The 23,949-nt window shown below is 39.0% G+C and carries 25 protein-coding genes; 10 read left to right on the forward strand and 15 right to left on the reverse strand.

Features of this window, described 5'->3' with window-relative positions:
* The first annotated feature begins 37 nt into the window (after positions 1-37).
* From H561_RS0104465 to H561_RS0104485, 5 genes are all read left to right on the forward strand, one after another.
* Complete coding sequence (locus H561_RS0104465; protein WP_027385929.1) at positions 38-1,615, forward strand: DHA2 family efflux MFS transporter permease subunit; 1,578 nt, start codon at positions 38-40, stop codon at positions 1,613-1,615.
* A gap of 317 nt (positions 1,616-1,932) precedes the next feature.
* Positions 1,933-2,739 (forward strand): SDR family oxidoreductase, encoded by an 807-nt coding sequence (locus H561_RS0104470; RefSeq protein ID WP_027385930.1) that lies wholly within the window; start codon positions 1,933-1,935, stop codon positions 2,737-2,739.
* Positions 2,740-2,829: 90 nt separating this feature from the next.
* Positions 2,830-3,744, forward strand: coding sequence for a helix-turn-helix domain-containing protein (locus tag H561_RS0104475; RefSeq protein ID WP_034761319.1), 915 nt, complete (start codon positions 2,830-2,832; stop codon positions 3,742-3,744).
* A 7-nt stretch (positions 3,745-3,751) separates the two neighbouring features.
* A complete protein-coding gene (locus H561_RS0104480; RefSeq protein WP_027385932.1) occupies positions 3,752-4,072 on the forward strand; it encodes a nucleoside triphosphate pyrophosphohydrolase family protein in 321 nt (106 codons plus the stop codon).
* The gene (locus H561_RS0104485; RefSeq protein WP_027385933.1) at positions 4,069-4,620 is read left to right on the forward strand and encodes a DNA-3-methyladenine glycosylase I; all 552 of its coding nucleotides are present in this window, start codon (positions 4,069-4,071) and stop codon (positions 4,618-4,620) included. Before H561_RS0104480 ends, H561_RS0104485 begins: the two co-directional genes overlap by 4 nt.
* Before the next feature lie 122 nt (positions 4,621-4,742).
* Here the strand turns inward: H561_RS0104485 and H561_RS0104490 are convergent, their stop codons facing one another.
* The 5 genes from H561_RS0104490 to H561_RS0104510 all read right to left on the reverse strand — a co-directional run bounded on the left by H561_RS0104490 (position 4,743) and on the right by H561_RS0104510 (position 10,261).
* A complete protein-coding gene (locus H561_RS0104490) occupies positions 4,743-6,212 on the reverse strand; it encodes a T9SS type A sorting domain-containing protein (RefSeq protein ID WP_027385934.1) in 1,470 nt (489 codons plus the stop codon).
* 301 nt (positions 6,213-6,513) lie between these two features.
* Positions 6,514-6,984 carry a hypothetical protein gene (locus tag H561_RS0104495; protein WP_027385935.1) on the reverse strand — a complete coding sequence of 157 codons (471 nt, stop codon included), beginning with the start codon at positions 6,982-6,984 and terminating at the stop codon, positions 6,514-6,516.
* Positions 6,985-7,113: 129 nt separating this feature from the next.
* A complete protein-coding gene (locus H561_RS0104500) occupies positions 7,114-7,482 on the reverse strand; it encodes a hypothetical protein (protein ID WP_034761323.1) in 369 nt (122 codons plus the stop codon).
* Between the two features lie 34 nt (positions 7,483-7,516).
* Entirely contained in the window at positions 7,517-9,103 is a 1,587-nt protein-coding gene (locus H561_RS0104505) for a patatin-like phospholipase family protein (RefSeq protein WP_027385937.1), read from the reverse strand.
* A 258-nt stretch (positions 9,104-9,361) separates the two neighbouring features.
* Positions 9,362-10,261, reverse strand: a complete 900-nt coding sequence (locus H561_RS0104510) for a magnesium transporter CorA family protein (RefSeq protein WP_027385938.1) — start codon at positions 10,259-10,261, stop codon at positions 9,362-9,364.
* A gap of 71 nt (positions 10,262-10,332) precedes the next feature.
* Here H561_RS0104510 and H561_RS0104515 point away from each other — a divergent pair, with 71 nt between their 5' ends.
* On the forward strand, positions 10,333-11,355 hold the full coding sequence (locus H561_RS0104515; RefSeq protein WP_027385939.1) for a 3-oxoacyl-ACP synthase III family protein: 1,023 nt from the start codon (positions 10,333-10,335) through the stop codon (positions 11,353-11,355).
* A 96-nt stretch (positions 11,356-11,451) separates the two neighbouring features.
* Here H561_RS0104515 and H561_RS23210 read toward each other — a convergent pair whose 3' ends face one another.
* On the reverse strand, positions 11,452-11,850 hold the full coding sequence (locus H561_RS23210; protein WP_051349299.1) for a helix-turn-helix domain-containing protein: 399 nt from the start codon (positions 11,848-11,850) through the stop codon (positions 11,452-11,454).
* Positions 11,851-12,027: 177 nt separating this feature from the next.
* On the opposite strand from H561_RS23210, the gene H561_RS0104525 reads away from it, so the two are divergent.
* Both H561_RS0104525 and H561_RS0104530 read left to right on the forward strand, forming a co-directional pair.
* A complete protein-coding gene (locus H561_RS0104525; RefSeq protein ID WP_027385940.1) occupies positions 12,028-12,327 on the forward strand; it encodes a hypothetical protein in 300 nt (99 codons plus the stop codon).
* A 59-nt stretch (positions 12,328-12,386) separates the two neighbouring features.
* The gene (locus tag H561_RS0104530; RefSeq protein WP_027385941.1) at positions 12,387-13,175 is read left to right on the forward strand and encodes a GLPGLI family protein; all 789 of its coding nucleotides are present in this window, start codon (positions 12,387-12,389) and stop codon (positions 13,173-13,175) included.
* Between the two features lie 101 nt (positions 13,176-13,276).
* Here the strand turns inward: H561_RS0104530 and H561_RS0104535 are convergent, their stop codons facing one another.
* The 4 genes from H561_RS0104535 to pruA form a co-directional block, all read right to left on the reverse strand.
* On the reverse strand, positions 13,277-14,446 hold the full coding sequence (locus tag H561_RS0104535; protein ID WP_027385942.1) for a thioredoxin family protein: 1,170 nt from the start codon (positions 14,444-14,446) through the stop codon (positions 13,277-13,279).
* A 330-nt stretch (positions 14,447-14,776) separates the two neighbouring features.
* Positions 14,777-14,980 (reverse strand): hypothetical protein, encoded by a 204-nt coding sequence (locus H561_RS0104540; RefSeq protein WP_027385943.1) that lies wholly within the window; start codon positions 14,978-14,980, stop codon positions 14,777-14,779.
* Between the two features lie 215 nt (positions 14,981-15,195).
* Positions 15,196-15,423, reverse strand: a complete 228-nt coding sequence (locus H561_RS0104550; RefSeq protein ID WP_027385944.1) for a hypothetical protein — start codon at positions 15,421-15,423, stop codon at positions 15,196-15,198.
* Positions 15,424-15,616: 193 nt separating this feature from the next.
* Positions 15,617-17,242: an L-glutamate gamma-semialdehyde dehydrogenase gene (gene pruA / locus H561_RS0104555; protein WP_027385945.1), complete on the reverse strand. Its 1,626-nt coding sequence runs from the start codon at positions 17,240-17,242 to the stop codon at positions 15,617-15,619.
* 130 nt (positions 17,243-17,372) lie between these two features.
* Between pruA and H561_RS0104560 the strand changes: the two genes are divergently transcribed.
* On the forward strand, positions 17,373-17,888 hold the full coding sequence (locus H561_RS0104560) for a hypothetical protein (RefSeq protein ID WP_155845732.1): 516 nt from the start codon (positions 17,373-17,375) through the stop codon (positions 17,886-17,888).
* Between the two features lie 38 nt (positions 17,889-17,926).
* Here the strand turns inward: H561_RS0104560 and H561_RS0104565 are convergent, their stop codons facing one another.
* The 3 genes from H561_RS0104565 to H561_RS0104575 are packed head-to-tail and all read right to left on the reverse strand — an operon-like array spanning position 17,927 to position 19,673.
* Entirely contained in the window at positions 17,927-19,030 is a 1,104-nt protein-coding gene (locus H561_RS0104565; RefSeq protein ID WP_027385947.1) for a DNA topoisomerase IB, read from the reverse strand.
* 9 nt (positions 19,031-19,039) lie between these two features.
* Complete coding sequence (locus H561_RS0104570; protein ID WP_027385948.1) at positions 19,040-19,204, reverse strand: hypothetical protein; 165 nt, start codon at positions 19,202-19,204, stop codon at positions 19,040-19,042.
* Between the two features lie 31 nt (positions 19,205-19,235).
* Positions 19,236-19,673 (reverse strand): DUF6526 family protein, encoded by a 438-nt coding sequence (locus H561_RS0104575; RefSeq protein ID WP_027385949.1) that lies wholly within the window; start codon positions 19,671-19,673, stop codon positions 19,236-19,238.
* Positions 19,674-20,071: 398 nt separating this feature from the next.
* Between H561_RS0104575 and H561_RS0104585 the strand changes: the two genes are divergently transcribed.
* Positions 20,072-21,841 (forward strand): aminopeptidase P family protein, encoded by a 1,770-nt coding sequence (locus H561_RS0104585; protein WP_027385950.1) that lies wholly within the window; start codon positions 20,072-20,074, stop codon positions 21,839-21,841.
* Between the two features lie 239 nt (positions 21,842-22,080).
* Here H561_RS0104585 and H561_RS22005 read toward each other — a convergent pair whose 3' ends face one another.
* The gene (locus tag H561_RS22005) at positions 22,081-23,061 is read right to left on the reverse strand and encodes a hypothetical protein (protein ID WP_155845733.1); all 981 of its coding nucleotides are present in this window, start codon (positions 23,059-23,061) and stop codon (positions 22,081-22,083) included.
* 24 nt (positions 23,062-23,085) lie between these two features.
* Positions 23,086-23,613: a hypothetical protein gene (locus H561_RS23860; RefSeq protein WP_155845734.1), complete on the reverse strand. Its 528-nt coding sequence runs from the start codon at positions 23,611-23,613 to the stop codon at positions 23,086-23,088.
* Positions 23,614-23,949: the final 336 nt, after the last annotated feature.

Genomic DNA, 23,949 nt, shown 5'->3' on the forward strand with positions numbered 1-23,949 from the left:
ACTGCATGTTACTGAAATACATTTTACATTAAAAACTATGCAAGATTCATTAGTAGAATACGGAGCGCGGAGAGTCATCATTACGATTACGGCTATCCTTTGCGCTTTGCTTGAAATTGTTGACTCCACTATTGTCAATGTTGCCCTGAATGAAATGAAAGGGAATCTTGGAGCCACGCTTTCTGAAGTGGGCTGGGTGATTACAGCGTATGCAATCGGTAATGTAATTATTGTACCGATGACGAGCTGGCTGTCCCAGCAGTTCGGGCGAAGAAACTATTTTGCGGCTTCCATTGTTATTTTCACCATATTTTCATTCTTATGCGGGAATGCAGACAATATCTGGGAACTGGTGTTTTTCAGGTTGTGTCAGGGGATTGGTGGAGGAGCGCTGTTGGTAACTTCGCAGACGATCATTACGGAATCTTATCCGGTGGAGAAAAGAAGTATGGCTCAGGCGATTTATGGTTTGGGCGTAATTATTGGCCCTACCTTAGGCCCGCCTCTCGGAGGTTATATTGTTGATAATTTCAGCTGGCCGTATATTTTCTATATTAATATTCCGATTGGTATTGCTGCGGTCTTAATGACTTTACAGTTTGTGAAAAGTCCGCAATATGCAGAGAAACGTAAGATATCTGATGTAGACTGGATCGGTATTGCTTTATTGGCCATCACAGTGGGTTCCTTACAGTTTATTTTGGAAAGAGGCCATGAGGAAGACTGGTTTGAAAGCGGAATGATTGTCACATTTACCGCCTCGGCAGTCTTAGGATTTATCTTATTCCTCTGGCGGGAGCTTACCTTTAAATATCCGATTGTTGAACTCAGGGTTTTAAAGAACAGTAACCTAAGGATCGGTACGGCAATGTCCTTTGTATTGGGATTTGGTTTGTATGGTTCTACGTTTATCGTTCCGCTGTATACACAGAGTATCTTAGGCTGGACGGCTTTGCAGTCAGGCGCTTTAATGATTCCGGCAGCATTAACCACCGCTTTTATGATGCCGATTATCGGACGGCTGCTTTCAAAAGGAGCTAAACAGCAGATTTTGGTAGCTTTAGGACTATTCGTATTTTTTATATACAGTTTCTGGGGATACAAAATTTTGACACCCGATACGAGTAAAGAAGCCTTTTTCTGGATGCTGATGGTGAGAGGAGCAGGTCTCGGATTGTTATTTATCCCGATCACATCACTGTCACTAAGTACTTTGAAAGGTCAGGAAATCGGACAGGGAGCGGCCTTTACAGGGATGATGAGACAGCTCGGAGGATCCTTCGGAATCGCAGCCATAACTACATTTATTGCCAATGCGAGTCAGAAATACAGGGTCAATTTAATTTCCCATCTCGATGAAACCGATTTTGCCGTTCAGCAGAGGCTGAATGCTTTGAAAGCAAGCTTCACGGCAAAAGGAATGACTCCCGATGCCGCAATGAATGCCGCCTACAAGATTTTGGATCTGTCAGTAACCAAGCAGGCCACCGTACTTTCCTATATGGATGTCTTCCTTTATCTGGGAATAGCATTTCTTATCTGTATTCCGTTTATTTTATTTGTAAAAGAACGGAAGAGCAAGGAAAAAATAGATTTGAGCGAAGCGATGCATTAAATTTTATTCAATTCATATTAAATCCTCCGGAATATTTCCGGAGGATTATTTTTGTTGTCTGAAACCTCTCACGTTCACATAGATTTTTGTCCCTACGAAAAAATAAAAATGGCATCATCGTTTATCATATCTCCGGAATCATAATAACTTCCTGTTACAGGAATGATGTCCGTAGCTGATTTCCCGGACTGATTGTATGGGAGATGAATCTTTTGTCATTGAGATTCGTCAAAATGCCTACGAATAAACTCAATCCGGCTACGTGGGAGTTCTCATTTCTAAAGACATTTGCAGTATCAGTTTTAAATAAAATTACAATGCAGAAAACAATTTTTATTACAGGAGCATCATCAGGTTTAGGAAAAACAACGGCAAAATTATTTCAGTCAAAAGGCTGGAATGTTATTGCCACTATGAGAAATCCCGAAAAAGAAACAGAACTTATCCAACTGGAAAATGTAACCGTTTTAAAAATGGATGTTTCAGAGAAAGATGAGGTGGAAAAAACAATCGCTGAGGTGTTGGAAAATCATACCATTGATGTGGTTTTAAATAATGCGGGCTACGGATTAATCGGACCCTTGGAAGCTTTTACAGACGATCAGATTCACAGGCAGATTGAAACGAATTTAATGGGAGTAATTCGGGTGACAAAAGCTTTCACTCCTTATTTCAGGCATAAGAGAGAAGGGGTTTTAATGAATGTGACTTCTACTTTTGGATTATCAGGTTTCCCAACCTGTTCTGTTTACAGCGCTACAAAATTTGCGGTTGACGGGTTTTCAGAAAGTTTGGGCTATGAATTGGCTCAATTTGGAATAAAAGTAAAAATTATTGCTCCTGGCGGCATTCAGACTGACTTTGCGGGCCGGTCTCTGGATGGGGCCTTTCATGAATCTTACGGGAAATTGATTTCAAAAGTTCAGGAAGGGTACAGTCCGGAACAGATTGCCAATTATTCAAAACCGGAAGACATTGCTGCCGTCATTTTCGAAGCAGCGACCGATGGAAAGCCACAATTAAGGTATATTGCCGGAAAAGATGCCAATGCCTTATATGATGAAAGAAATAAAACCGGAATTGAAAATTATGTGCAAAAAGTGAAAGACGGATTTATGTTTTAGACAGATGTTAGATATACAACTTAGTTTTTCCACTTTATAATTAATTCCTACTGCCAGACAGTTGTCACAAATCTACATTATATTTACAGGATGAAAACAAATAAATCTCCGGTTCATTTCAGGTCTTTGTCGGCGTTGCATGAAGCAATGGGGCAATCTGCGCCGTTGCATCCGTTGATTAGCATTATCAATTACGGTGAAGCGGTTTTTGATCCGGAAAATTTTGAAAACGGGATTAAGCTTGATTTTTATAAAATTTCATTGAAGACAAAATTCAACGGAAAAATAAAATACGGACAGGGGTATTACGATTTTGAGGAAGGCGGAATGTCCTTTGTTTCTCCCGGTCAGATTCTTAAAATGAATGAAGAAGAAGCCGATTACAGCGGGATGTCTCTTCATGTTCATGCCGATTTTCTGCAGCCGTATTCTTTAATTCAGAAAATAAAAAAATACGGATTCTTTTCTTACTCTGCGGCCGAAGCACTTTACCTTTCTGAAAAAGAGAAGAAAACAGTTTTAAGTATTTTCAACACTATTCAGGGTGAATTAAATGAGAGAATCGACCACTTCAGCCAGGATGTGATGATTTCCCAGATTGAATTGTTATTGACCTACAGCAATCGTTTTTACAATCGTCAATTTATGACCAGAAAAGTGGTGAACAATGATCTGGTTTCAAAAATGGAAAAGATTCTGGATGATTATTTTGAAGAGGAAAAAAGCCTTCAGGGTCTCCCCACAGTAGAATATCTGGCTTCTGAACTGAATCTCACCGCAAGGTATTTAAGCGATATGCTTCGTCAGCACACCGGGCAGAATGCACAGCATCACATTCACGATAGGTTGATTGCAAGAGCGAAAGATTATTTGTCGAATGAACAGTTTTCAGTCTCAGAAACAGCTTACCAGCTGGGTTTTGAGCATCCTCAGTCTTTCAGTAAATTATTCAAAAAGAAAACCGAACTGACTCCAAACGAATTCAGACAATCATTTCAAAAATAAAATGTAAATGCATCAGAATAATTTAGATAATATTATACAGCGTTCCCTGAAAATCAGAGAAAAATATCATCAGCTGGAAACCCTGCAAAACGGTAAAGAATGGACTGCGGAACAGGATGCTTTGGCTTTTCTGACAGATGCAGGTTTAATGGGAAGAGATATAATGTCGCACGGTAAAACATGGCCAAAAGCCAATTCAGCAGAAGAACTTGAGCATAAATTAGCAGAAAACATCTGGTGGCTGATTATTTTGGCAGACCGTACAGGAATTGATATTAAAGATGCCTTAGACAAATTTTTAACGAAAACCGAAAATATACTGAAATGAGTTACTGTTCAGCCATAGAAAACATGCAGCCTGAAAGCAGGAAGGCCCTTCATAAAAAATACCACGACCATCATTACGGCTTCCCGATCCATGATGACAATGAACTGTTCGGCAGGTTGGTGATGGAGATCAACCAGGCGGGACTGAGCTGGGAAACGATTTTAAAGAAAGAAGAAGGTTTCCGGAAAGCATACGATGATTTTAATATCCAGAAAGTGGCTGCTTACACGGAAACAGACCGCGAAAGGCTGCTGGGTGATCCCGGAATTATCAGGAACCGACTGAAGGTAAATGCCGCGATTGAAAATGCCAAAACCATTACCGGGCTGCAGGAAGAATTCGGTTCATTTGAAAAATGGCTGGAACACCATCACCCAAAAACCTTACCGGAATGGATGAAATTATTCAAAAAAACATTCAAATTCACCGGCGGGGAAATCGTGAATGAATTCCTGATGAGCATTGGATTTTTAAAAGGCTGTCATGATGAGAGTTGTTCTGTTTATGATGAGGTTTTGAAGCATAATCCGATGTGGATGAAAGGGTAGTGGGTTTGTCATGTATTATACTTCGCAACATCAGATCGAAATTAGTAATGACATCAAAGGCAACCTGAAAAATGCGATTGAGAATTTTTATTTATCTAGACATGATAAGATGTAATTTATTATTATTTTTTGATTATTCGTGAAGTGATAATTTTTTTATCTTTTGAATATATATTTAGTTGATAAATGCCGGATGTAAGTGATTTCAGGCTCAGATCTAAACTTTGTTTCCGTGAAAAACTGTTTGTGTATATTTTTTTCCCTGACATGTCAAAAATCTCTGTTGTAAGGTAATCATATTTCTTGTCTAATCGGACTGAAATATTTTCAATAAACGGATTAGGATAGATCTGATAAGAGGTGGATGCAACGGGCTCTTTTGTTCCTAAACTGGAAAGATCATTAAAGAAATAAACAGCCCCTGCACTTGCATTAATATTACCTCCTGCAGAGTCAAAATCATGATCAGGTGCGCCAACTGCAATACTATTGTTATTTACGCTTAATCCATAACCGAATCCATCATAAGGATTTGAATCATTGTTATAGATTTTCTGCTTTTGTACCCAGAGATTATTTTCCAGTTTATATAGAAATACGGCACCCCCACCTGTCGCTGCTGTATTGGTAGCACCGGGCGCACCGATAGCAAGCAAATCGTTTTCCATAGAAATTTCTGATCCGAAATAGCCTGATCCATTGCTAATGGTCTGAACATACGTATACTGATCTGTTGCAGCATTAAACTTATATACGGCAACAAACCTTGCATAATAAGCTGCAGTTATAAAAAGATAATCTCCATTGGCATACGTAGTAAATCCAAATTGGGTATCACCGGCAACAGGAGAATTGATGGTCTGGTTGATTTCCCAAATATCCGAAGTTATATTTTTCTTATAAATAATCACTTGTCCGGCATTTGCAGTTCCATTCACGTTCTGTGTTGAAACACCTGCAAATACTCTATTATTATAAACATAAGTATCTGCATTATAAGTGGAAGGGAATGTCTGCTTAAAATTGAACTTCTGAGTGTCGCTGTTATATTCATAAATAGTAACATTTGAACCCTGTGATCCTACTGCTAGTGTATTAGAATCGGCACTTAACCTGTTTCCGAAATAAGTATAGGCAGTTGCTGTTGCAGGAGTGATTTTCTGTGCCTGGATCCAGTTTCCATTGCTGTCTTTATTAAAAAGATAAACTGCTCCTACCCCGAAACTTGTTCCTGATTTTTTTTGCCATGCACTGATGAATAATTTATTATCGTCACCCAAAGCGAACTTTTTCCCAAATTCATCACTGCTCTCGCGGTCATTGGGAACAAGTTTATTTTTCTTTACCCAGAAATTATTCAGACGCTCAAAAATATAAAAGCTTCCTGCCTTAAAGGTGCTGTTCTGCTCATCAGCATCATAAGTGTTTCCGTATGCTGAGCTGTATAAAACATTATTTTTCAACAGCAGATCAAAGCCAAATGAATCACCGCCTCTTCTTATAACGGGAGTAAGTTTACCGGTTTGGGTCCAGCTTTGGGCAGAAAAATTGGTAAGGAACAGAATAGATGAAATAATAAAAAATTTTCTCATTGAATTTGTACAGGTTATTAAAATTAAATTACAGATTTAATCTTCCGGCAAAAATAGTTAATTTTTTAACGCTGAATGTATAAATATGCTTTATCTGTTTGTATTACAGATTATAAATCCACAATATTGAGTTAATATCATAGTATGGTTTTGATATTAGTGATTCCCATAATGAAAACTGTCCGGTTTATCAGAAGGTTTCAGAGCATGAACCGATGTGGAAGAAAGAGTAGTGGGATTGTCATGGATTATAATCCGCGATATTGCGCAGTTAGGGAATAAATCTTTATGGAATCTTTTTTCAGCTGATGAATTTGTTCTTAAATTTTTGTAAGTCTACCGCCTCTTCCTGAAAATATTCTTTAAACTTATTTGAAAGTTTTTCATTTTTAAATTTTACAATGGTGTAACTGCTGTCAAAAGCAATAATTTCAATAATAGATTCAGGAATTATAAACTTGTTACTTTCCCATACTCTTCCGTCTTCTGCCGATAGGGTTGAAATGAACTTTGTCTCTAATGGAACTCCTTTAGGAACAGCCGAGATAATTCCCCAGATAATCTGAGTGCTGGATCGATAGAGTTTTTCAAATTCTTTTCTGTTAAATATAAAATAATCATGGTCAAAATCAAGAGGAATGTTGTCATCAGTTATAAAATCTACATCTGTGATAACCCAGCTGTATTCAGAAAGATCTTCCCAGATCGGTTTTAAAATTTCATATAAACTGGTATGAAATGATATTTGCGTTTTTGATATAATCCAATTCATATTATTTATTCAGTACTTTATTACCCGAAAGATTCCTAATATAGAAACGGTGAATGATAAGCAATTGCAGGCCAGTTTTCTTTTCTTCGCCGCAGCATTTGAAGATGTATTCATAATTTATTATTTTTGTCATTTCACCTGACTTTTCAATCTCTCAATCAGCATCGCAATAATCCTTTTATTAAAAACTTTGCTGTCTAGATGATAAATTTCCAATTCCTGAAGGGTGAACATCCCGATGGTCATTCCGATGAAGATGTTTTTCAATACACTGTCTTTTTGAAGGCTTTGTTCTATAAAATTGCTTTTTTTCGCAGCAGATAAAGAATTGAAATCTGCATTCTGGCGGACGGCATAGTTGATAAATAATGACCAATAAAGGTCATTCTGCAATTTTAAAACGGGGCGCAGCGTCTGGTTCTGAAAGACTTCTTGCGGAGTAGTCGTTTCGGAATTCAGAATGTTGAGTGGTTCTCTTAGGTCTGTTTTATTGATCATGATTTTGTTGATTAATTAAATTGATATATTGCAGTTACCCCACCGTCGGCGTATCCTCTTCTTTCAGAATCTTTTTCTCTTTCATGGACAGCATCATTCTTTCGCATTTGTATTTTTCCCAGTCGAAAGTATGGAGGAAATCCAGGGCCGCCCGGAATCCGCGGTTGAAAAGTTCTTCTTTTTCTTCCCGTTTCATAAAGAAGTTCAGCCAGCTGCTGGTGCCGCAGTTGACGCTCTGGATGCTGAACAGGTGGTAAAAGGTATGTTTGGTCAGGAACGTCTTGTCATTAAAGCCTCTTAAAGTATCAATGATATTTCCTGCGTAGGTAAGGGGCGATTTTAAAATCTCTTCACTGGTTTTTCCTTTTTCGGAAAGGATATCCGAGTCGCTGGTCAGCTGTACGCCGAACAAGGGCATCCTCGGATAAAAAATATCGGCAGCATGGAAGAGGTCGATCGGGAAATTCGAAATGCTTCCGCCATCGATAAAAATGCCGACAGGATGGATGTGTTCCGGCTGGGTGTTCATCCAGAATTTCCATGCGTATTTCACCGAGTCATCTTCTTTATTGATCCTTTTCTGCAACGGCTCAAAAAAGAACGGGACTGACATGGAAGCACGGACAAATTCTGCCGGACTGATGTGCTTCAGTTCCTCTTCAGACCAGTACAGATTGGCCATTGTCGGCAGTTCAACCTTTATTTTAGCATTGATATCGGTGGTCACCACAATATATTCGGATTTCAGCAGATAGAAAGGGTCTTTCCTATAATAGTCATTGTTGACCGTGCTGTCAAAGAAAATCCGGTACCGGATCTCGTCGATATGTTTTTTATTGTTTTCACGGATCTCATCGATGCTTTTCAGGGCGATGTCATAATATTCCGTACCGTTTCCATAGCGGTAATCCAGGTTAAGGTTTCCCCCCGATTGTACAAATTTCTCATTAAGCTGGGCAACGGTTTTGATGCCGAAACCATCCAGCACCTCTTTCATCTGCGTCAGAAAAGTATTTCCCGGATTCAGCCCTGAATTCCTTGTCTTCAGATCATGGTAAAGCTTCATCAGGTAAATTACGCCGATGATCACCAGCAGTAATGGGACGGAAAAAAGTATTTTCGTTTCCCAGAGGGCTTTCGTCGGAAGAACAAAGGCCAGGATTCCAAACACGACGAGTACGGTAACGGCAATGTAAGCATTGATTTTCAGGAAATTTTTATTGTTGAGCATTGCATGGATGGTCGTTTTTACATACGGCTTTCCATCCATGAAATCAGCAAATTTCCAGTTGAGCAGGATATCCCTGATGACTTTGCTTTTGGCCTCTTCCTTCGTTTTACAGGCTGCAATCAGCATGGTGTTGATGGCTCCGGCACTTGTCCCTGCCACCTTCAGGAACCGGATCCCGAAAATCTCCAGTCCGTACAGGTAACCCACGAGCGCACTACCCCAGACACCGCCGCCTTCCTGTACGAACTCTACATACTGGTGGCCTTCCGCATCCAGAATATCAGAAAATTCTTTGGCCGAAATATTCGTGTACAGGGCCTGCAGTTTTTCTCTGGACTGAGCCGAAAGTATAGGGTCTTCAAGAATCGTGTTCAGGGTTTCAGGTATCATGGCTTGTGTATTGGTGTTTTAGAGTATCATAGGAACAGAATAAATTCAGTGGATATTGGCAGATTTTTGATTTGCTATCATGCAAGAAGGTCATGAGTTTATGTATTGTCCGGCTTTAATTCCTCTTAAATTAACAAGCAGATAATTAACTTTTTTAAATAGGATTTAAGTTTTTATCCGTTAAATTTTGGTAGTTGTTTGCCTGTTGCCTGATTCAAAATTAAATGTTATCCAAAGGGTTTCATATGCCCGGATCCGTTACCATTGTTTCCTGCGGGCATAGATAAAGGTACAGATCACAACCACAGCCATAACGCCTAATGTAATAAAATAACCGTATTTTTGATGCAGCTCCGGCATATTGTCGAAGTTCATTCCGTATAATCCCGCAATAAAGGTAATCGGCAAAAAGTAAACCGAATAGATCGCCAGTACCTTCATCACCTGATTGGCTTTTTGATCCGAAAGTGCCAGGAACATGCCGATTAAGTTGGTAATCTGAATATTAAGGTGATCGAAATCGGCAACCACATCTTTATGTTTGTCCTTTAAATCCACTACTTCAGAATCCTGAAGCCCCAGAAGCTTGAATTTATCGATCGCATCCGCAGAAATGGTCAGTACCCTGAAGTTCAGTCCCGATTTTCTCTTCAGTTTATACAGTCTCCGGATCTGGCTGGTGTGATTGGTATTTTTCAGGAAAATTTCGTTTTCGATATTGTCCATGGTTTCAAACAGGCTGATCGATTCATCATCGAAACTTTTCATGATCAGCAAAGCAATTTTCAAAATGATACTTTCAGGAGTCATTTCCTGTTTATTATCCGAAATCTGCTTTCTTGTTTCAGAAATGCTTTTGGTTTTCATGCGGTGGACGGTGATGATGGTCTGTCCTAAAAGGAAAATCCCGATTTTCGTGCTGATATCGCTGATGGTGTTGAGATTTTTGCGCTCCAGTTCAGTGCTTTCACGGAGGAGGAAAAACCTGATGCTTCCGCTCTCTTCATATTTTGGTAAATGGTTAGGATCCAGTGTGTCTTCCAGAAGAAGATGGTTGATATTATACCGTTCATGTAAATATTTGATGTCTTCGTCGGTCGGAGCTTCCACATCCACCCATTCACACTGGGAATCTCTGTAAATTGTATCAATTGGCATACCGTAAAAATAAAGTATTTTAAAAAACGATGTATTAAATAAGTTTATCTTTGTTAAAATTAAAAAACTATATGATTAAAAGTACAATAAAAGGAATCGGATTTTATGTTCCGGATAATGTTGTTACGAATGATGATTTAGCTGCACTAATGGATACCAATGATGAGTGGATTACGGAAAGAACGGGGATCAGGGAAAGAAGACACCGTAAAAACCGGAATGATTCTCAGGAAACCACTGCTTATTTAGGTTTTAAAGCTTCAGAAAAAGCGATTGCTGATGCCGGACTGACGGCTCAGGATATTGATTATATTGTTTTTGCCACCCTTTCTCCGGATTATTATTTTCCGGGATGCGGCGTCCTGCTTCAGGATATGCTGGGATGTGATACCATCGGGGCCCTGGATGTGAGGAACCAGTGTTCAGGATTCATTTATGCCATGAGTGTGGCCCATGCCTTCATCAAATCGGGAATGTATAAAAATATTCTGGTAGTCGGGGCTGAGGTTCATTCTTTCGGACTGGACTTTTCCGATGAAGGAAGAGGGGTTTCCGTGATCTTCGGGGACGGGGCCGGAGCCGTTGTGCTTTCCGCAACCATCGATGATAATGCAGGCGGTATTTTAGCCGTTAATATGCACTCGGAAGGGAAATTTGCCGATGAACTGTGTACGCAGTTCCCGGGATCCAAATTCGGATGGAGCGACCGGATGAGAAAAGAGCCGGAAAACGTAACCAATAAGGAAGTGTACCCGATCATGAACGGGAATTTCGTATTTAAAAATGCGGTTACACGATTCCCTGAAACCATGCAGGAAGCTTTGGATAAAGCCGGAAAAACCATTGATGACCTGGATATGTTCATCCCGCATCAGGCCAATCTCAGGATTGCCCAGTTTGTGCAGCAGAAGTTCGGGCTGCCGGATGAAAAGATCCATAACAACATCCAGAAATACGGCAACACAACGGCAGCCTCCATTCCGATTGCATTAAGCGAAGCCATTGAGCTTGGTAAAATCAGAAGGGGAGACCTGGTGCTTCTTTCCGCTTTCGGAAGCGGATTTACATGGGGAAGTATTTTGTTTGAATACTAAATCATTATTCAGTAAGTAAATAATTCAATTGTTATCATATAAAACCGCCGTCTGTTACAGACGGCGGTTTTATATGATTGACATAAGTAAAACTGATTACGGTTTTAAAATTCTTTCTATTAATTTATTCTGCATTTCCATGAGTTGACTAATCTGTTCCTGTTGCCTGCTGATCTGTTCCTGGTTTTGCGCCAGACTTTTAAACAAATCGATGTCAGTATTATTATTTATAGTAGATACATGGATATTGCCTACAGCTGAATTATTGCTTGTCTCTACATTAAAAATCGTATCACCTTCTAAAAAGTATTGGGGTTCTACTTTAAAAAATTCAGCGACTCTCTGCATAAAAATAAAGTCCAGTTTTTCAATGTTGCCGTTTTCTATTTTGCTGAGATAGCTTTGTGAAACATCCAGTCGAAAGGCCAGATCTTCCTGAGACATTTCTTTCTGTTCTCTCAGTTTCTTTATTTTGAAACCAACGCTGTTATTCATAATGTTTGGAAATTGAAATGTAAAGATAATCTTTTTATAAGAATCTTTTTATTCCAAATAGAATAGCTTTTTATTCTGTACGGAATTGCCGGGTAGGGAACAGTATTTTATTTTTGGGAAAAGTTTCGCGAAATACTTTTAGTTTAAAAAAATAGTTTAATTTTAAATTTCAACCAAATGAAAAAATTTATTTTATTAGCCGCTTTTGGAATTGTCGGATTGATAAGCGCGAAAAACATTGACGAAAAAAAAGCCACTAAAGAAAAACAGGAAACAGTTCAGGAAAATAGATGCTCAGAATCTGAGGCATTAAGAATGCAATGTTTTGAATATTCAATGTGGATTCCTTGTCAGGATTTTTTTATTAATGATCAAGTTTGCTGGGGTGACGGCACGGGCGTTCCCACATGGGACGACGCTTGGAACTGCATGAATGAAAATGGTGAAATGGCGATATTTCACTTTTGTGGTGGATAATAAGATATAAATCAAAGAAAGTCTCAGAAATATGACTTTATTAAAATACAAATTAAATTATGCGAATATTTCTTTTCATTTTATTACTTTTTGTTAATGTTTTTTATGCTCAGAACTTAGAAAGTTCCAATATCAAATGTAATTATCTAACAAAATTTTTAATAGATACAACAGATATCAATACCAGAAAAGAAGAAATAACCGGTTTATGGATTGGTAAAAATACTTCTATTTTCAAAAGTGATCAGAAAGCCAGATATGATTCTTTGGCTAAGGAATCGGCCAGAAATAGCTTCCAAAATCCTGTAAACGGAAAGGTTATTCTTGATTTTTCAAAAATTCCCAGAGCTCATTTTATTCCTGAAGTATTTAAAAATGGAAATAAATTGGAAATTTTTGATAAGGTTTTAAATGTAAACTATGCTTATGAATCCGATCAGAAAATGAACTGGACGTTACTAGATGAAACTAAAATCATAAGTACTTATAGATGCAGAAAAGCAGTAGGAAAATACCGTAATAAAAATATTACGGCATGGTACACAGAGGAGATTCCTGTTTCCGAAGGGCCTTATACCTTTAAAGGATTGCCCGGTTTAGTCGTTGAAGTCTATGATGATAGAGATTTTTTTCATTTTACGCTGGTAAAACTGAAAAATATAAGTGAGTTAATTACACCCATTAAAAATGCAATCAATACAGATTATCAAAGATTTTTAAAAAAAAGGGTTGATTATCAGAATGATCCGGCAGGAGCTTATTTTGTAGCCACAGGAAGAACTACCCCTAAAGAACTGAAAGGAAAAATTGAAAAAATGCATAGAAGTAATAATAATCACTTAGATTAATCACTTATTCTTCGTTCCCATGAAAAGAAATAATCAGAATTTTAATTAAATGAAAAAGGCTACTGCAATGCGGTAGCCTTTCATTTTTTATAAATTATATTCTATTGAACTTGTAAGCTTTTCAGAAGTTTTTCCGTATCGGAAGCATCTTCTCCTGAACTTTTAGCCAGCTGTACGGATTTCTCAGCCCAGATTTTTGCATTTTTCTTATCCCCGATCTTATTGTAAAGATTGGCCAGGGTATCGGTGTTGGCATAATTCTCGTCTTTCTTCACCGATTCCTGTGCCCAGGTTACGGCTTTCTGCAAAGCTTCCTTATTGGTCACATTCTCGAAAAAGTTCCATGCCACAGAATTCAGCTCCTCGGAACCTGCTGCTGCGGGATCTTTGTAAAGATCAATCGTCAGCTTTTCATAGGTCGGGATATCTTTATCTTTCAGGGCTCTTCCTGCTTTTATCCTGGTCAGGACTTTTACGGCCTCATCCTTTGTCATAAATTTCTGCGCCTCTGTCATGAAGTATGGCTCGTTCCATTTTTTCGTATCAGGATTGTAGGACTTTTTAATCACGGTATTCAGCTTGACGTTCTTATCGAACGCTTCATACTTTTCTGCAGGGAAGATTTTAGTGATCTCCGTTTTTTTTGCCTGGAAGGTTTTGTAAAGAGGGCTTTCGGTGCTCTGTGTTCCGGAAAGCAGCATCTGAACGTCATCTTTGTCAAATTCTGTTTTACCGCTGAAATACCGTTCCATTACTCTTGCTGCAAAATCAGCATCATTGTAAATAGTAAGCCCGGCAAGGTTTTTCAGGAATTCAGGATCTTTTTCGCCGGCTTCGAATTTTTGCTTTAAGGTGCCTAATCTCTTACCGGGATCACCTGCATCTTTTGCAAACTGGATGAAGTCATTTTCCTCTACATAGCCTAGGGTTCTGTGGACCACTTCACCGTTTCCGTCGATAAAAAGATAAGTAGGGAAGGCTTTCACATTGTATTTTTTGGCAAGATCAACGCCTTCGCCTTTTTCCATGTCAATCTTGGCATTAACGAAGTGCGAATTGTAGTAATCTCCCACAGCCTTCTGCGGGAATACATTCTTTACCATCAGTTTACAAGGTCCGCACCATGAAGCGTAGGCATCCACGAATATAAGCTTGTTTTCCTTTTTGGCTTTTGCCAGAATGGTGGAGAAGTTGGTGTCTTCAAATTTGATCCCCTGTGCCAGAGTCATGGCTCCGATAAAAAGGGCGGAGAATATTGTCAGTTTTTTCATAGTACTCTTTATTGATTACAAATGTAATAATTATGATAATACATAAGTCTCTGTATGGTAAAAATAGTTACAGCCTGAGTTGGATTGTTTTTCCGGGATTAAGTTAAAATGATAAAATGAAAACAATAAATTCTTTAACGGGTAAGATTCCATTAAAAAAATTAATGTAAAATAGTAATTGTATTAAAATATATTTTGCGGAAAAGTGAAATCAGAAGGTGTTTTACCTGGTTTTATTTTCAAATAATGTTTTTTAACCGTAAGATGTATTCAGTTCCAATCTGTTCTTAAAAACAAAAAACCGCAGAAGTCAGGTCCTGCGGTTTCTATTTATTTTGTTGCTGCCGTGTCGGCTTTCATTTTTATACTGTCGGCTGTAGCAGATTCAGAATGAGAAGCTGCGCTTTCTCCCATATTATTTCTCATATGGTCTTTATTGTGCTCATCTTTAAATTCTTCCCGTTTCTCTTTATTCTGTGCACAGCTTGCCAAAAAAAGAGCGCTTAAAACAGCTCCCGCTAATAATGTTCTCATAACAGTTTTTTAATGTTTAGTACGATCAAATATAATCAATTAAGATAAAAGATAAAAGATAAAAGATAAAAGATAAAAATACCTTTTAAACTTCAATACCATGAGACGGAGATTGAATTACGTCCAGAGCCGGATTATACAGGCAGATATGAACATGGTAAAAAAAAATCCACAAAATTATATTGTGGATTTTCTAATGCCGGTAAATGCCGGATTTATCTGGCAGGTGTTGCAGTAGCAGCTGAATCCGTTCCCGCTGCCACGCTGTCAGTAGCCACTCTTGCGGTGTTCATCGTGTCTGTGGTTGCCGGTGTGCTCTGCATCGTATTGTCTGCTGCTGCTGCTGTCGAGTCCGAAGTAGCTGTTGACATTGAAGATTCTTTGGTTCCGCAGCTTATGGTAACTAATCCCAATACAACAGCTGCTAACATTACTTTTTTCATAATATTTATTTTTTGATATGCGATCAGTAACTATCAATAATTATTCCAAAAAAATATTCTGGACATTACCAGAATAGGTCGGAACAGGATTTTTACTCACCAACACAGTTGATTAATGATCATAAAAAAGCTCCGGGAAATAAATCCCGGAGCTGTATTGATTAACTGATAAAATTATTTACGGTCCGTTATCTTATCCAAGATATGGATATTTGTAATCTTTAGGAGATACAAAAGTTTCCTTGATGCTTCTTACGGAAGTCCATCTTAACAGGTTCATTTTAGACCCTGCCTTATCGTTGGTTCCTGAAGCCCTGCCGCCGCCGAAAGGCTGCTGGCCTACTACGGCTCCGGTCGGTTTGTCATTGATGTAGAAGTTTCCTGAAGCATTTTCCAATGCCTTGAAAGCTTCATTGACTGCGTAACGGTCCTGTGCAAAAACAGACCCTGTCAGAGAATAAGGAGAAGAAGAATCAACCAGTTCAAGCGTTTCTTTCCAGTCTTTATCTTCATAAACATACACGGATAAGATAGGCCCGAAGATTTCTTCCACCATACTTTCATATTGAGGATTTGTGGTTTCGATGACCGTCGGGTATACAAACCATCCTTTGGAATCATCCGCTTTACCGCCGATTACCACATTGGCTTCACCTGATTCATTGGCCCTGTCGATATAGCCTTTGCATTTTTCAAAAGAATTTTTGTCGATCACCGCATTGACGAAATTGGAAGGATCTTCCGGAGAACCGACTTTTATTGAGTTGATCTGAGTTTCCATCACTTTTTTCACCTCCGCCCAAAGCGACTGTGGAATATAAGCTCTGGAAGCTGCAGAACATTTCTGTCCCTGATATTCAAAAGAACCTCTTACCAAAGCCGTAGCCACCGCTTCCACGTTGGCAGACGGGTGAGCGATCACGAAGTCTTTTCCGCCGGTTTCACCTACAATTCTCGGATATGTTCTGTAATTGTGGATATTATCACCGATCATTTTCCACATTCCCTGGAATACCTTCGTAGAACCGGTGAAGTGAAGACCTGCGAAATCTCTGTGTGCCAATACTTTTTCAGCCGTTTCTTTTCCGTCTGTGAAAATCATGTTGATGACCCCTGCAGGAAGTCCTGCTTCCGTCAGCACATCCATGATTACTTTGGCAGAGTAGACCTGCTTGTCGGAAGGCTTCCAAACAACAACGTTTCCAAGCATGGCCATACAGGCAGGCAGGTTTCCTGAAATCGCTGTGAAGTTGAAAGGCGTAACCGCAAAACAGAACCCTTCCAAAGGCCTGTATTCTAAACGGTTCCAGATCCCGCTGTCGGAAACTGGCTGCTCAGAATACATTTCGGTCATGAATTCTACATTGAACCTTAAGAAATCAATCAGCTCACAGGCAGCATCAATTTCAGCCTGGTGAACGTTCTTAGACTGTCCGATCATGGTTGCTGCGTTGATCACGTCCCTGTAAGGGCCGGCCAAAAGATCAGCTGCTTTCAGGAAAATGGCGGCACGGTGCTCCCATCCCAGCTCATTCCATTGTTTTTTTGCAGCCAGTGCTGCGTTTATGGCATCATCCACATGCTGCATCGTACCTCTGTGGTAAAAACCGAAATCGTGGCTATGGTCCTGGGGAGACTGTAACTGGACTTTGTCGCCCGTTTTTACTTCCTTTCCGTCAATCACCATAGGGATTTCTGTCTTTTCGGCCCACATTTTTTTGTACTGGGCGATAAGACTTTTTACTTCTGAAGAACCTGGTATGTAAGAATTTACCGGTTCATTAACTGCAAATGGTACCTGCGATATTGCTTTAGACATATTATGTTTTATTATTTAATTTGCTAATGATACAAATTTACAACATTTAATCTGGACAAAAAATCGATAGAAACTATTTAAGCCTTTTGTTTAGAAAATGATTAAATTAGTAGATATAAAACTCCGTAAAATGAGAAAAATTGTATTATTCACCTTCATGTTTTCACAAACTGTTTTCGCACAGCATCAAAAAGAAAAAGTTCATGAGGTTCCTGTGGCTTCACAAGTACAACCCTATGAATTTCCTGAAGATCAGTTATTAAACACTACTTTAAAAGGTTCAAAATGGTATTTTAACCTGAAAAGTTATCAGGAAGATGTGCTTTATCTGGATAAAAATAGGGATAAGATGAAATCTGATGTGCTGTATTTTGTTGACGGAAATCATTTCCAGATTACTATTAACCAGCAAAGCTGTAAAACCGTAATAAAAGGAACCTACCAGATCATGAAAACAAATGATGGCACAAATGTAATATTAGGAAAGTACAGACCATTTACCATTACATCACGCTATCAGAAATGTGTTGGTGAACTGTCGGGATTTTTATCAGGCGCTCTTGATATTTCGTTTGATGAAGACGGACAAAAGATGGAAATAAAGCAAGGTGAAGACTTTGTGCCGGCTACAGGTCACGGAAATTGATTCATCCTGTTATATCATTCTTACCGATCTATCAGGAACTACATTTTTTCGGTTTCCAGGATTTTAAGCACCAGTTTTTCTTCGTGCGTTAAGCCTGCTTTCCCGTCGTTTTCCTCTATTTCTTCCAGTTCATCCAGGTATTTTTTAATGGTATTGTTTTCGTAAAGGTTAATGACCAGCGGATGTACATAATATTTCCTGCATACGGTACTGGTATTCCCAAGATGCGACGCTACGATTTCCAGTGCTTCCTTTACTTTTTTCTTATATTCCGTATGGGTTTCGGCATAGCCGATTTCCTTGAATGCAATTAAGGCACTCACCGTTCCGGACCATGTCCTGAAATCCTTTGCCGTAAAATCTTCCCCGCTGATTTCTTTAATGTAGTCGTTCACCATTCCGGAATCAACCGTGTGCCGGTTCCCTTCATCATCAATGTACTGGAAAAGCTCCTTTCCCGGAATGTCCTTACATTTCTGTACCAGGCGGGACAGTTTTTTGCTTTTCAGGTCAATATTATGCATCACCCCTTTTTTGCCTTTGAAGGAAAAAGTAAGTTTCTGCCCTTTGATCTGAACATGTTTGCCTTTTAAAGTGGTGAGACCAAAAGAGCCGTACAGTTTCTCATAAGCGTTGTTCCCGATCCTGATGTTGGTCCGCTGCATCAGGCTGACAATCAGGGCCAGTACTTTTCTCTTTTCAAAATTCCTTAAGGCAAGGTCTTTTTCTACATGAAGGCGGATTTCAGGCAGCGCATACCCGAACTTGAGCATCCTGTAAAACTTGGTGTGGTTCCTCAGGGCGCTCCATAAAGGATGGTAACGGTACTGCTTTCTGTTTTTCACATCAATCCCGGTAGCCTGAAGATGGCCGTTGTCAAGCGCGCAGATCCATACATTCTCCCAAGCAGGAGGAATCACCAGTTTGTTGATTCTTGTAATCTCTTCCTTGTTCTTTATTTTTTTACCGTCTTTGTAATAGGAGAATTTTTTGCCGGTCTTTTTCCGGGTAATACCGGCTGTTTCCGCATCGGAGGTATAAATAAGATGTACCGCCTTTGCAGAAGCAACCGGATCTTTCATAATCTTTACAATTTTAGAAGGCTTCAGATGGGAAATGATTTCTAAGTCTGAATTTTCCATAAGATCAATTTATTTCCTTCCTCTTGAGAACAGCCATAAAATAATACCGATAATCCCGACTACCACGATGATTCCCCACCACATGCCGGCTTTAAAAATTGTTTCTACTGCCTCGCAGCTGGTAAGGGTTAATAAACTCAATACCGTTAAACTGTATAAGCTCCATTTTTTCATAATGTTCTGTTTTAAGTGTTTATTATTTATTTTAAATTCTCTGATAATCGGCTCTCCACCGGGTAATGGACTTTTTAATGTCATCCCCTGAGATATTTTCCTTTAATGCTTTTTCCAGAAGGATTTTAAATTCATCGTCATAGGCAAACCGCAGCGCAGCAATCTGGCTGAAGCTAAGCTTTTCTTCGGTTTCATCAGACCTTTGTCCGAAAATTTCGAAATACCGCTGTTTGAATTCAAGGCGGACCAGCCGGTTCTGAAGTCCCAGGGCATAATGCTGGCGTACCATAATGGCCAGGTAGAGCACCAGAAAAACAACGACGGAGAACAGGATCCACAAAAGCCGGTTAGGCTCATCGTCCATACTTTTATAAATTCCCGTACCCAGTAAGATCAGCAGCAACGGAAGGTAGATAAAGTGGTGGGGCGGATAAAATTTTCTGTGGTTTTTGTAATTCTGGTTTTCCATATTTTATGATGTAGCAATAACCTTTCCAAAATGTTAAGGTTTTATTAATAACCCCTATTTAGGGTAGGCAGGAAGTTGGTCAAATAGGTAATAAGAAGTAGGTTTCGAAGGAAGCATTGGGTGATGAATAGGGTAATTATATGGGCAGGAACATAAGCCTGTAAAAACTATAAATCAGCATTGCCGCTCTTTTTGTCAGCCTGAAAAGAGGAGATTAAATTGTGAAAGATTTTGCTGGTGTATTCAGTCCTTATTACCATTACAGAAATTAGTAAAGAATGACAAATGCTGATTATAAAGGGCATAAAACTTTGCGGAAATGATGTTTAAAAAGTCTGCATAATCCTGTTGGAAAACTTAAAAATTCGTAACTTCACCTCTTTAAAATTCATTAAAAAATGACTTCAAAGGAAAAAATAGCTGCGCTTCGTAAAGAAATGCAGAAAAATAAGGTTGATGCATTTATCATCTATTCTGCAGACCCGCACATGAGTGAATACCTTCCCGCAGAATGGCAGGAAAGGGCCTGGCTTTCGGGATTTCTAGGTTCTGCCGGTTTTGTGGTAGTGACCAAAGATAAAGCAGGGTTATGGACGGACGGAAGATATTATACGCAGGCAGCCCAGGAACTTGACGGCTCAGGCATCGACCTTTTCAAGGACGGTCTCGAAGGGACTCCCAATTATATTGACTGGATTATTTCCGAGCTCCCTGCCGATGCTAAAGTAGCGGTAAATGCCCTGGCAACATCCCACGCCAACTGGGAACTGCTGACCGGGAAGCTCAATGAAAAAGGGATAACCCTGGTTGATGCTCCTCTTTTAAAAGAGATCTGGAAAGAGAGAGGCATGCCTTCCAAAAACCCCATCTATGTACATCCTGTGGAAAGGGCGGGGAAATCCGTTGCCGATAAAATTGCCGCCATCCGCCAGAAAATGGAGTCGCAGGAAGCAACGGTACATATCATTTCAAGCCTGGACGATGTAGCCTGGACCCTGAACCTGAGGGGGAGCGATGTGGAAAGCAATCCCGTATTTTTAGGATATATCGTGATCACCAAGAACGAAGCCCTGTTGTTTACTGAACTGGAAAAGCTTGAAGTGGAGTCAAGAAAAGAAATGGATGAAGCCTGGGTAAAGATGAAGCCTTATGAAGAGTTTTTTAATTGCCTGAAGGAATTCAAGAATGAAAAAGTCCTGGTTTCCCCGAACAGCAACCAGGCGATTTTCGAAATATTAAAAGAAGATAACCAATTCATCAAAGCTGCGGTTCCCGGGAATCTGATGAAAGCCCAGAAAAATGAAACTGAGCTGGAAGGCTTCAGGACCGTTATGGTAAGGGACGGCGTGGCCATGGTGAAATTCCTGTACTGGCTGACCCATAATGCCGGAAAAGAATCCATGACCGAATATTCCATCGGTGAAAAGCTGAGAGGTTTCCGTGCGGAAGGGGAAAACTTCGTGGGAGAGAGCTTCGGAAGCATTGTAGGGTACAAAGATAACGGTGCGATTATGCACTATTCGGCGAAAACTGAAGGCAGCAAGGAGGTAATTAATGATGCAAGCATTTTAGTGGATTCCGGAGGGCAGTACCTGGAAGGGACAACAGACATTACCAGGACGCTGGCATTAGGTGCCGTGTCTGATGAGTTCAGGACAAACTCTACACTGGTATTACAGGGACTGATCCGTCTGTCGATGGTAAAATTCCCGAGAGGCACCCGCGGCGTACAGCTTGATGCGATTGCCAGGCTGCCGTTATGGATGCACGGGAAAGACTATAACCATGGCACCGGCCATGGGGTAGGAAGTTTTATGAATGTGCATGAAGGCCCGCAGAACATCAGGAAAGACATGAACCCGCAGGAACTTCTGCCGGGGATGGTGTGTTCCAATGAGCCCGGATTTTACGTGGAAGGGCAATACGGGATCCGCCATGAGAACCTGATTGCCGTAAAAGAAGCGGAGAAAACCGATTTCGGGACTTTTTATGAGTTTGAAACTTTAACGTTCTGTCCGTTCTTTAAAGATACCATCGTGAAAGAAATTTTGCTAACTGAAGAAATTCATTGGTTGAATGATTATCACAGAAAGTGTGAAGAAAAATTGGCTCCTTATCTAGAAGGTGAGGTGAAGGATTGGTTTCTTGAGTTGGTAAAACCTTTGTAAGAATAAATTAAAGATATTAAAAAACTCTGCATCGAGTGATGCAGAGTTTTGTTTTATATGACTGTTTTCCGCGATTACATTTAGGGTGTTTTCCCTGTTTCGGAACCAGAAATTTGATTTTATCTTTGGAATACCAAATTTAAAGAATCAAATCACTAACCATATACTTTAAATTAATTTTGTTTCGATCATCTCAGCAATGGGATGATTTTTTTATTTTGATAACGACTATATTTCCATTAGTTTCCTTCAACTTCAAAATTGCTGTGTTGAGTTGGCGAAATTTCTTTCTTCAAAAGCAATAACTCATTTTTCTTAAACTCAAAAAAATGTTTTTCAGTCCAGTTCCAGGATTTTCCTTCACGTAAATTGACTCCACTAGCTTTGAAGAAAACAGTGATTTTATTTCCGGTAATTTGTAAATTGATTTCGTCGAAAGTATCCTGAACAGTTGCTCCGTCGGGAGTTGTCGGGCAGTTCTCCAATTCCTTCATAATCTCTTGATTATTTCGAAACCAAAATCGAAGAAAACCCAAATGTTGGTCAGAACACTGATAGCCTAAATTTAAAGCAGTAAGAATCTTACACTTCAAATTTCCTCTGTTGTCATCGGCTTTCCCATCCCATCCGCATTCGTTTCCAATGAAAGTAGCGGCATAAGCTAAAGCAGCTTTTTCGGGGTCTGAAATAGATTTGATATAATTCTTATTCAGAATAATTGTATTAATGTCTGTTGATAATTCTTTATCGTACTGAAATTTTCGCCATAGAAATTTCACTTTTTTATCTGCTAGCTTTAAAGGTTTAATGACTTTTGCGGAAATTAAATATTCACTGTAATCCAGATATTCGGGATCACCTGCAGGTCTCAGACTGTCCATTTTCCATTTGATTTCCAACTCGTCTCCACGGATGAATTTCGGATCATCATTATTATATATTAAACGTACTGTATCTTTATTTTTCTTCACAATAAACTGCCGATCATCCCCATTATCATTAAAATTTACAAATTGAACGGTGTCAAGAAAGATTTTCTCAAGTTGGATATTTTCATTAGGTCTCAAAGGACTTTTAAAAGTGTCAATAACTTTTTTCAGTTCATTTTTTTTATATGTCGAATTTTCTTTGTTTAAATTTTCAGTTTTCTTTTCGCAAGACTGCAAAGCGAAAAGTAAAATCATTAGAAACAATAAGTGAAGTGCAATTACATTTTTCATGTTGAGAGTGATTTGATGGAAATTTTAATTGTAATTTTCAAATAATGAAGTGTAAAATTCAATCTCATTTTTATAATATTCAGGAGTCATTTGCTCCAAAGCCGGAAATTCTTTCATGATTATCAATTTGTTATTTTTTATTTTGGTGACTAAACAATATGAATTTTGATATTTTCTTTGAAAAACCACACTATTTTCTGTTTTGTCCGTTTGCTGATAATCTGAATTGTAAAAGAATCTGAAATTCTCTTCACTTAAATATTTGAAAATTTTGTCTGCTTCTGTGATGGTCAATATTCCGTTATTTTTTACCGAATGTAGTTTTTTCCAGACAGCTTCAGTTTCTGGGTTTGTTTTGAAAACTGTGTAATAGCGATTGTTTCCCTGATCAGCAGGTGAAAATGATTTTAAACTCGCATCAGAAGCAAAAGTTTTCAGAGTTTCTGCCTTCATATTTTTGAAAAAATCTTTTTCTAAAATAGAGAGTTGATTTTCATAAGAATTCCAGCTTTTTTCCTGATTTTTTATGGGTTTTAAAATATTTTTAGCCATCCTTATCTGATGCAGCAACTGATTTATTATTTCATCAGATGTTGCTTCCGGTCGCTTATTCTGAAAAGGCGTATCGCTTAAATAGATCAGATATTCTTTCGTTTTGGGAAGATATTCAAAATAGAAGGCTTTTAATGATCCGTAATCACTGAAAATTGCGCTGTTCTCATCTTTATACAAAACTTCATCAACAGATTGTAGGAAATCAGCAGTTGTTAGTGGAATCTTGTTTGTACTTTTTGCAATTAAAAAATCACCTTCTTGAGGCGCAGAGGTAAGATATGGGATGAAATTAACAACAGAAAATCTCTTAAAACCATTTGAATTGCTGTCAAT

Origin of the sequence: Chryseobacterium gregarium DSM 19109, from assembly GCF_000430845.1 — a bacterium.
Taxonomy (GTDB): Bacteria; Bacteroidota; Bacteroidia; order Flavobacteriales; family Weeksellaceae; genus Chryseobacterium; species Chryseobacterium gregarium.

Bases quoted from the DNA above. Each gene is read 5' to 3' on its own strand.
- H561_RS0104465 (WP_027385929.1), top strand. From the start codon at position 38: ATGCAAGATTCATTAGTAGAATACGGAGCGCGGAGAGTCATCATTACG.
- H561_RS0104470 (WP_027385930.1), top strand. From the start codon at position 1,933: ATGCAGAAAACAATTTTTATTACAGGAGCATCATCAGGTTTAGGAAAA.
- H561_RS0104475 (WP_034761319.1), top strand. From the start codon at position 2,830: ATGAAAACAAATAAATCTCCGGTTCATTTCAGGTCTTTGTCGGCGTTG.
- H561_RS0104480 (WP_027385932.1), top strand. From the start codon at position 3,752: ATGCATCAGAATAATTTAGATAATATTATACAGCGTTCCCTGAAAATC.
- H561_RS0104485 (WP_027385933.1), top strand. From the start codon at position 4,069: ATGAGTTACTGTTCAGCCATAGAAAACATGCAGCCTGAAAGCAGGAAG.
- H561_RS0104490 (WP_027385934.1), bottom strand. From the start codon at position 6,212: ATGAGAAAATTTTTTATTATTTCATCTATTCTGTTCCTTACCAATTTT.
- H561_RS0104495 (WP_027385935.1), bottom strand. From the start codon at position 6,984: ATGAATTGGATTATATCAAAAACGCAAATATCATTTCATACCAGTTTA.
- H561_RS0104500 (WP_034761323.1), bottom strand. From the start codon at position 7,482: ATGATCAATAAAACAGACCTAAGAGAACCACTCAACATTCTGAATTCC.
- H561_RS0104505 (WP_027385937.1), bottom strand. From the start codon at position 9,103: ATGATACCTGAAACCCTGAACACGATTCTTGAAGACCCTATACTTTCG.
- H561_RS0104510 (WP_027385938.1), bottom strand. From the start codon at position 10,261: ATGCCAATTGATACAATTTACAGAGATTCCCAGTGTGAATGGGTGGAT.
- H561_RS0104515 (WP_027385939.1), top strand. From the start codon at position 10,333: ATGATTAAAAGTACAATAAAAGGAATCGGATTTTATGTTCCGGATAAT.
- H561_RS23210 (WP_051349299.1), bottom strand. From the start codon at position 11,850: ATGAATAACAGCGTTGGTTTCAAAATAAAGAAACTGAGAGAACAGAAA.
- H561_RS0104525 (WP_027385940.1), top strand. From the start codon at position 12,028: ATGAAAAAATTTATTTTATTAGCCGCTTTTGGAATTGTCGGATTGATA.
- H561_RS0104530 (WP_027385941.1), top strand. From the start codon at position 12,387: ATGCGAATATTTCTTTTCATTTTATTACTTTTTGTTAATGTTTTTTAT.
- H561_RS0104535 (WP_027385942.1), bottom strand. From the start codon at position 14,446: ATGAAAAAACTGACAATATTCTCCGCCCTTTTTATCGGAGCCATGACT.
- H561_RS0104540 (WP_027385943.1), bottom strand. From the start codon at position 14,980: ATGAGAACATTATTAGCGGGAGCTGTTTTAAGCGCTCTTTTTTTGGCA.
- H561_RS0104550 (WP_027385944.1), bottom strand. From the start codon at position 15,423: ATGAAAAAAGTAATGTTAGCAGCTGTTGTATTGGGATTAGTTACCATA.
- pruA (WP_027385945.1), bottom strand. From the start codon at position 17,242: ATGTCTAAAGCAATATCGCAGGTACCATTTGCAGTTAATGAACCGGTA.
- H561_RS0104560 (WP_155845732.1), top strand. From the start codon at position 17,373: ATGAGAAAAATTGTATTATTCACCTTCATGTTTTCACAAACTGTTTTC.
- H561_RS0104565 (WP_027385947.1), bottom strand. From the start codon at position 19,030: ATGGAAAATTCAGACTTAGAAATCATTTCCCATCTGAAGCCTTCTAAA.
- H561_RS0104570 (WP_027385948.1), bottom strand. From the start codon at position 19,204: ATGAAAAAATGGAGCTTATACAGTTTAACGGTATTGAGTTTATTAACC.
- H561_RS0104575 (WP_027385949.1), bottom strand. From the start codon at position 19,673: ATGGAAAACCAGAATTACAAAAACCACAGAAAATTTTATCCGCCCCAC.
- H561_RS0104585 (WP_027385950.1), top strand. From the start codon at position 20,072: ATGACTTCAAAGGAAAAAATAGCTGCGCTTCGTAAAGAAATGCAGAAA.
- H561_RS22005 (WP_155845733.1), bottom strand. From the start codon at position 23,061: ATGAAAAATGTAATTGCACTTCACTTATTGTTTCTAATGATTTTACTT.
- H561_RS23860 (WP_155845734.1), bottom strand. From the start codon at position 23,613: ATGGCTAAAAATATTTTAAAACCCATAAAAAATCAGGAAAAAAGCTGG.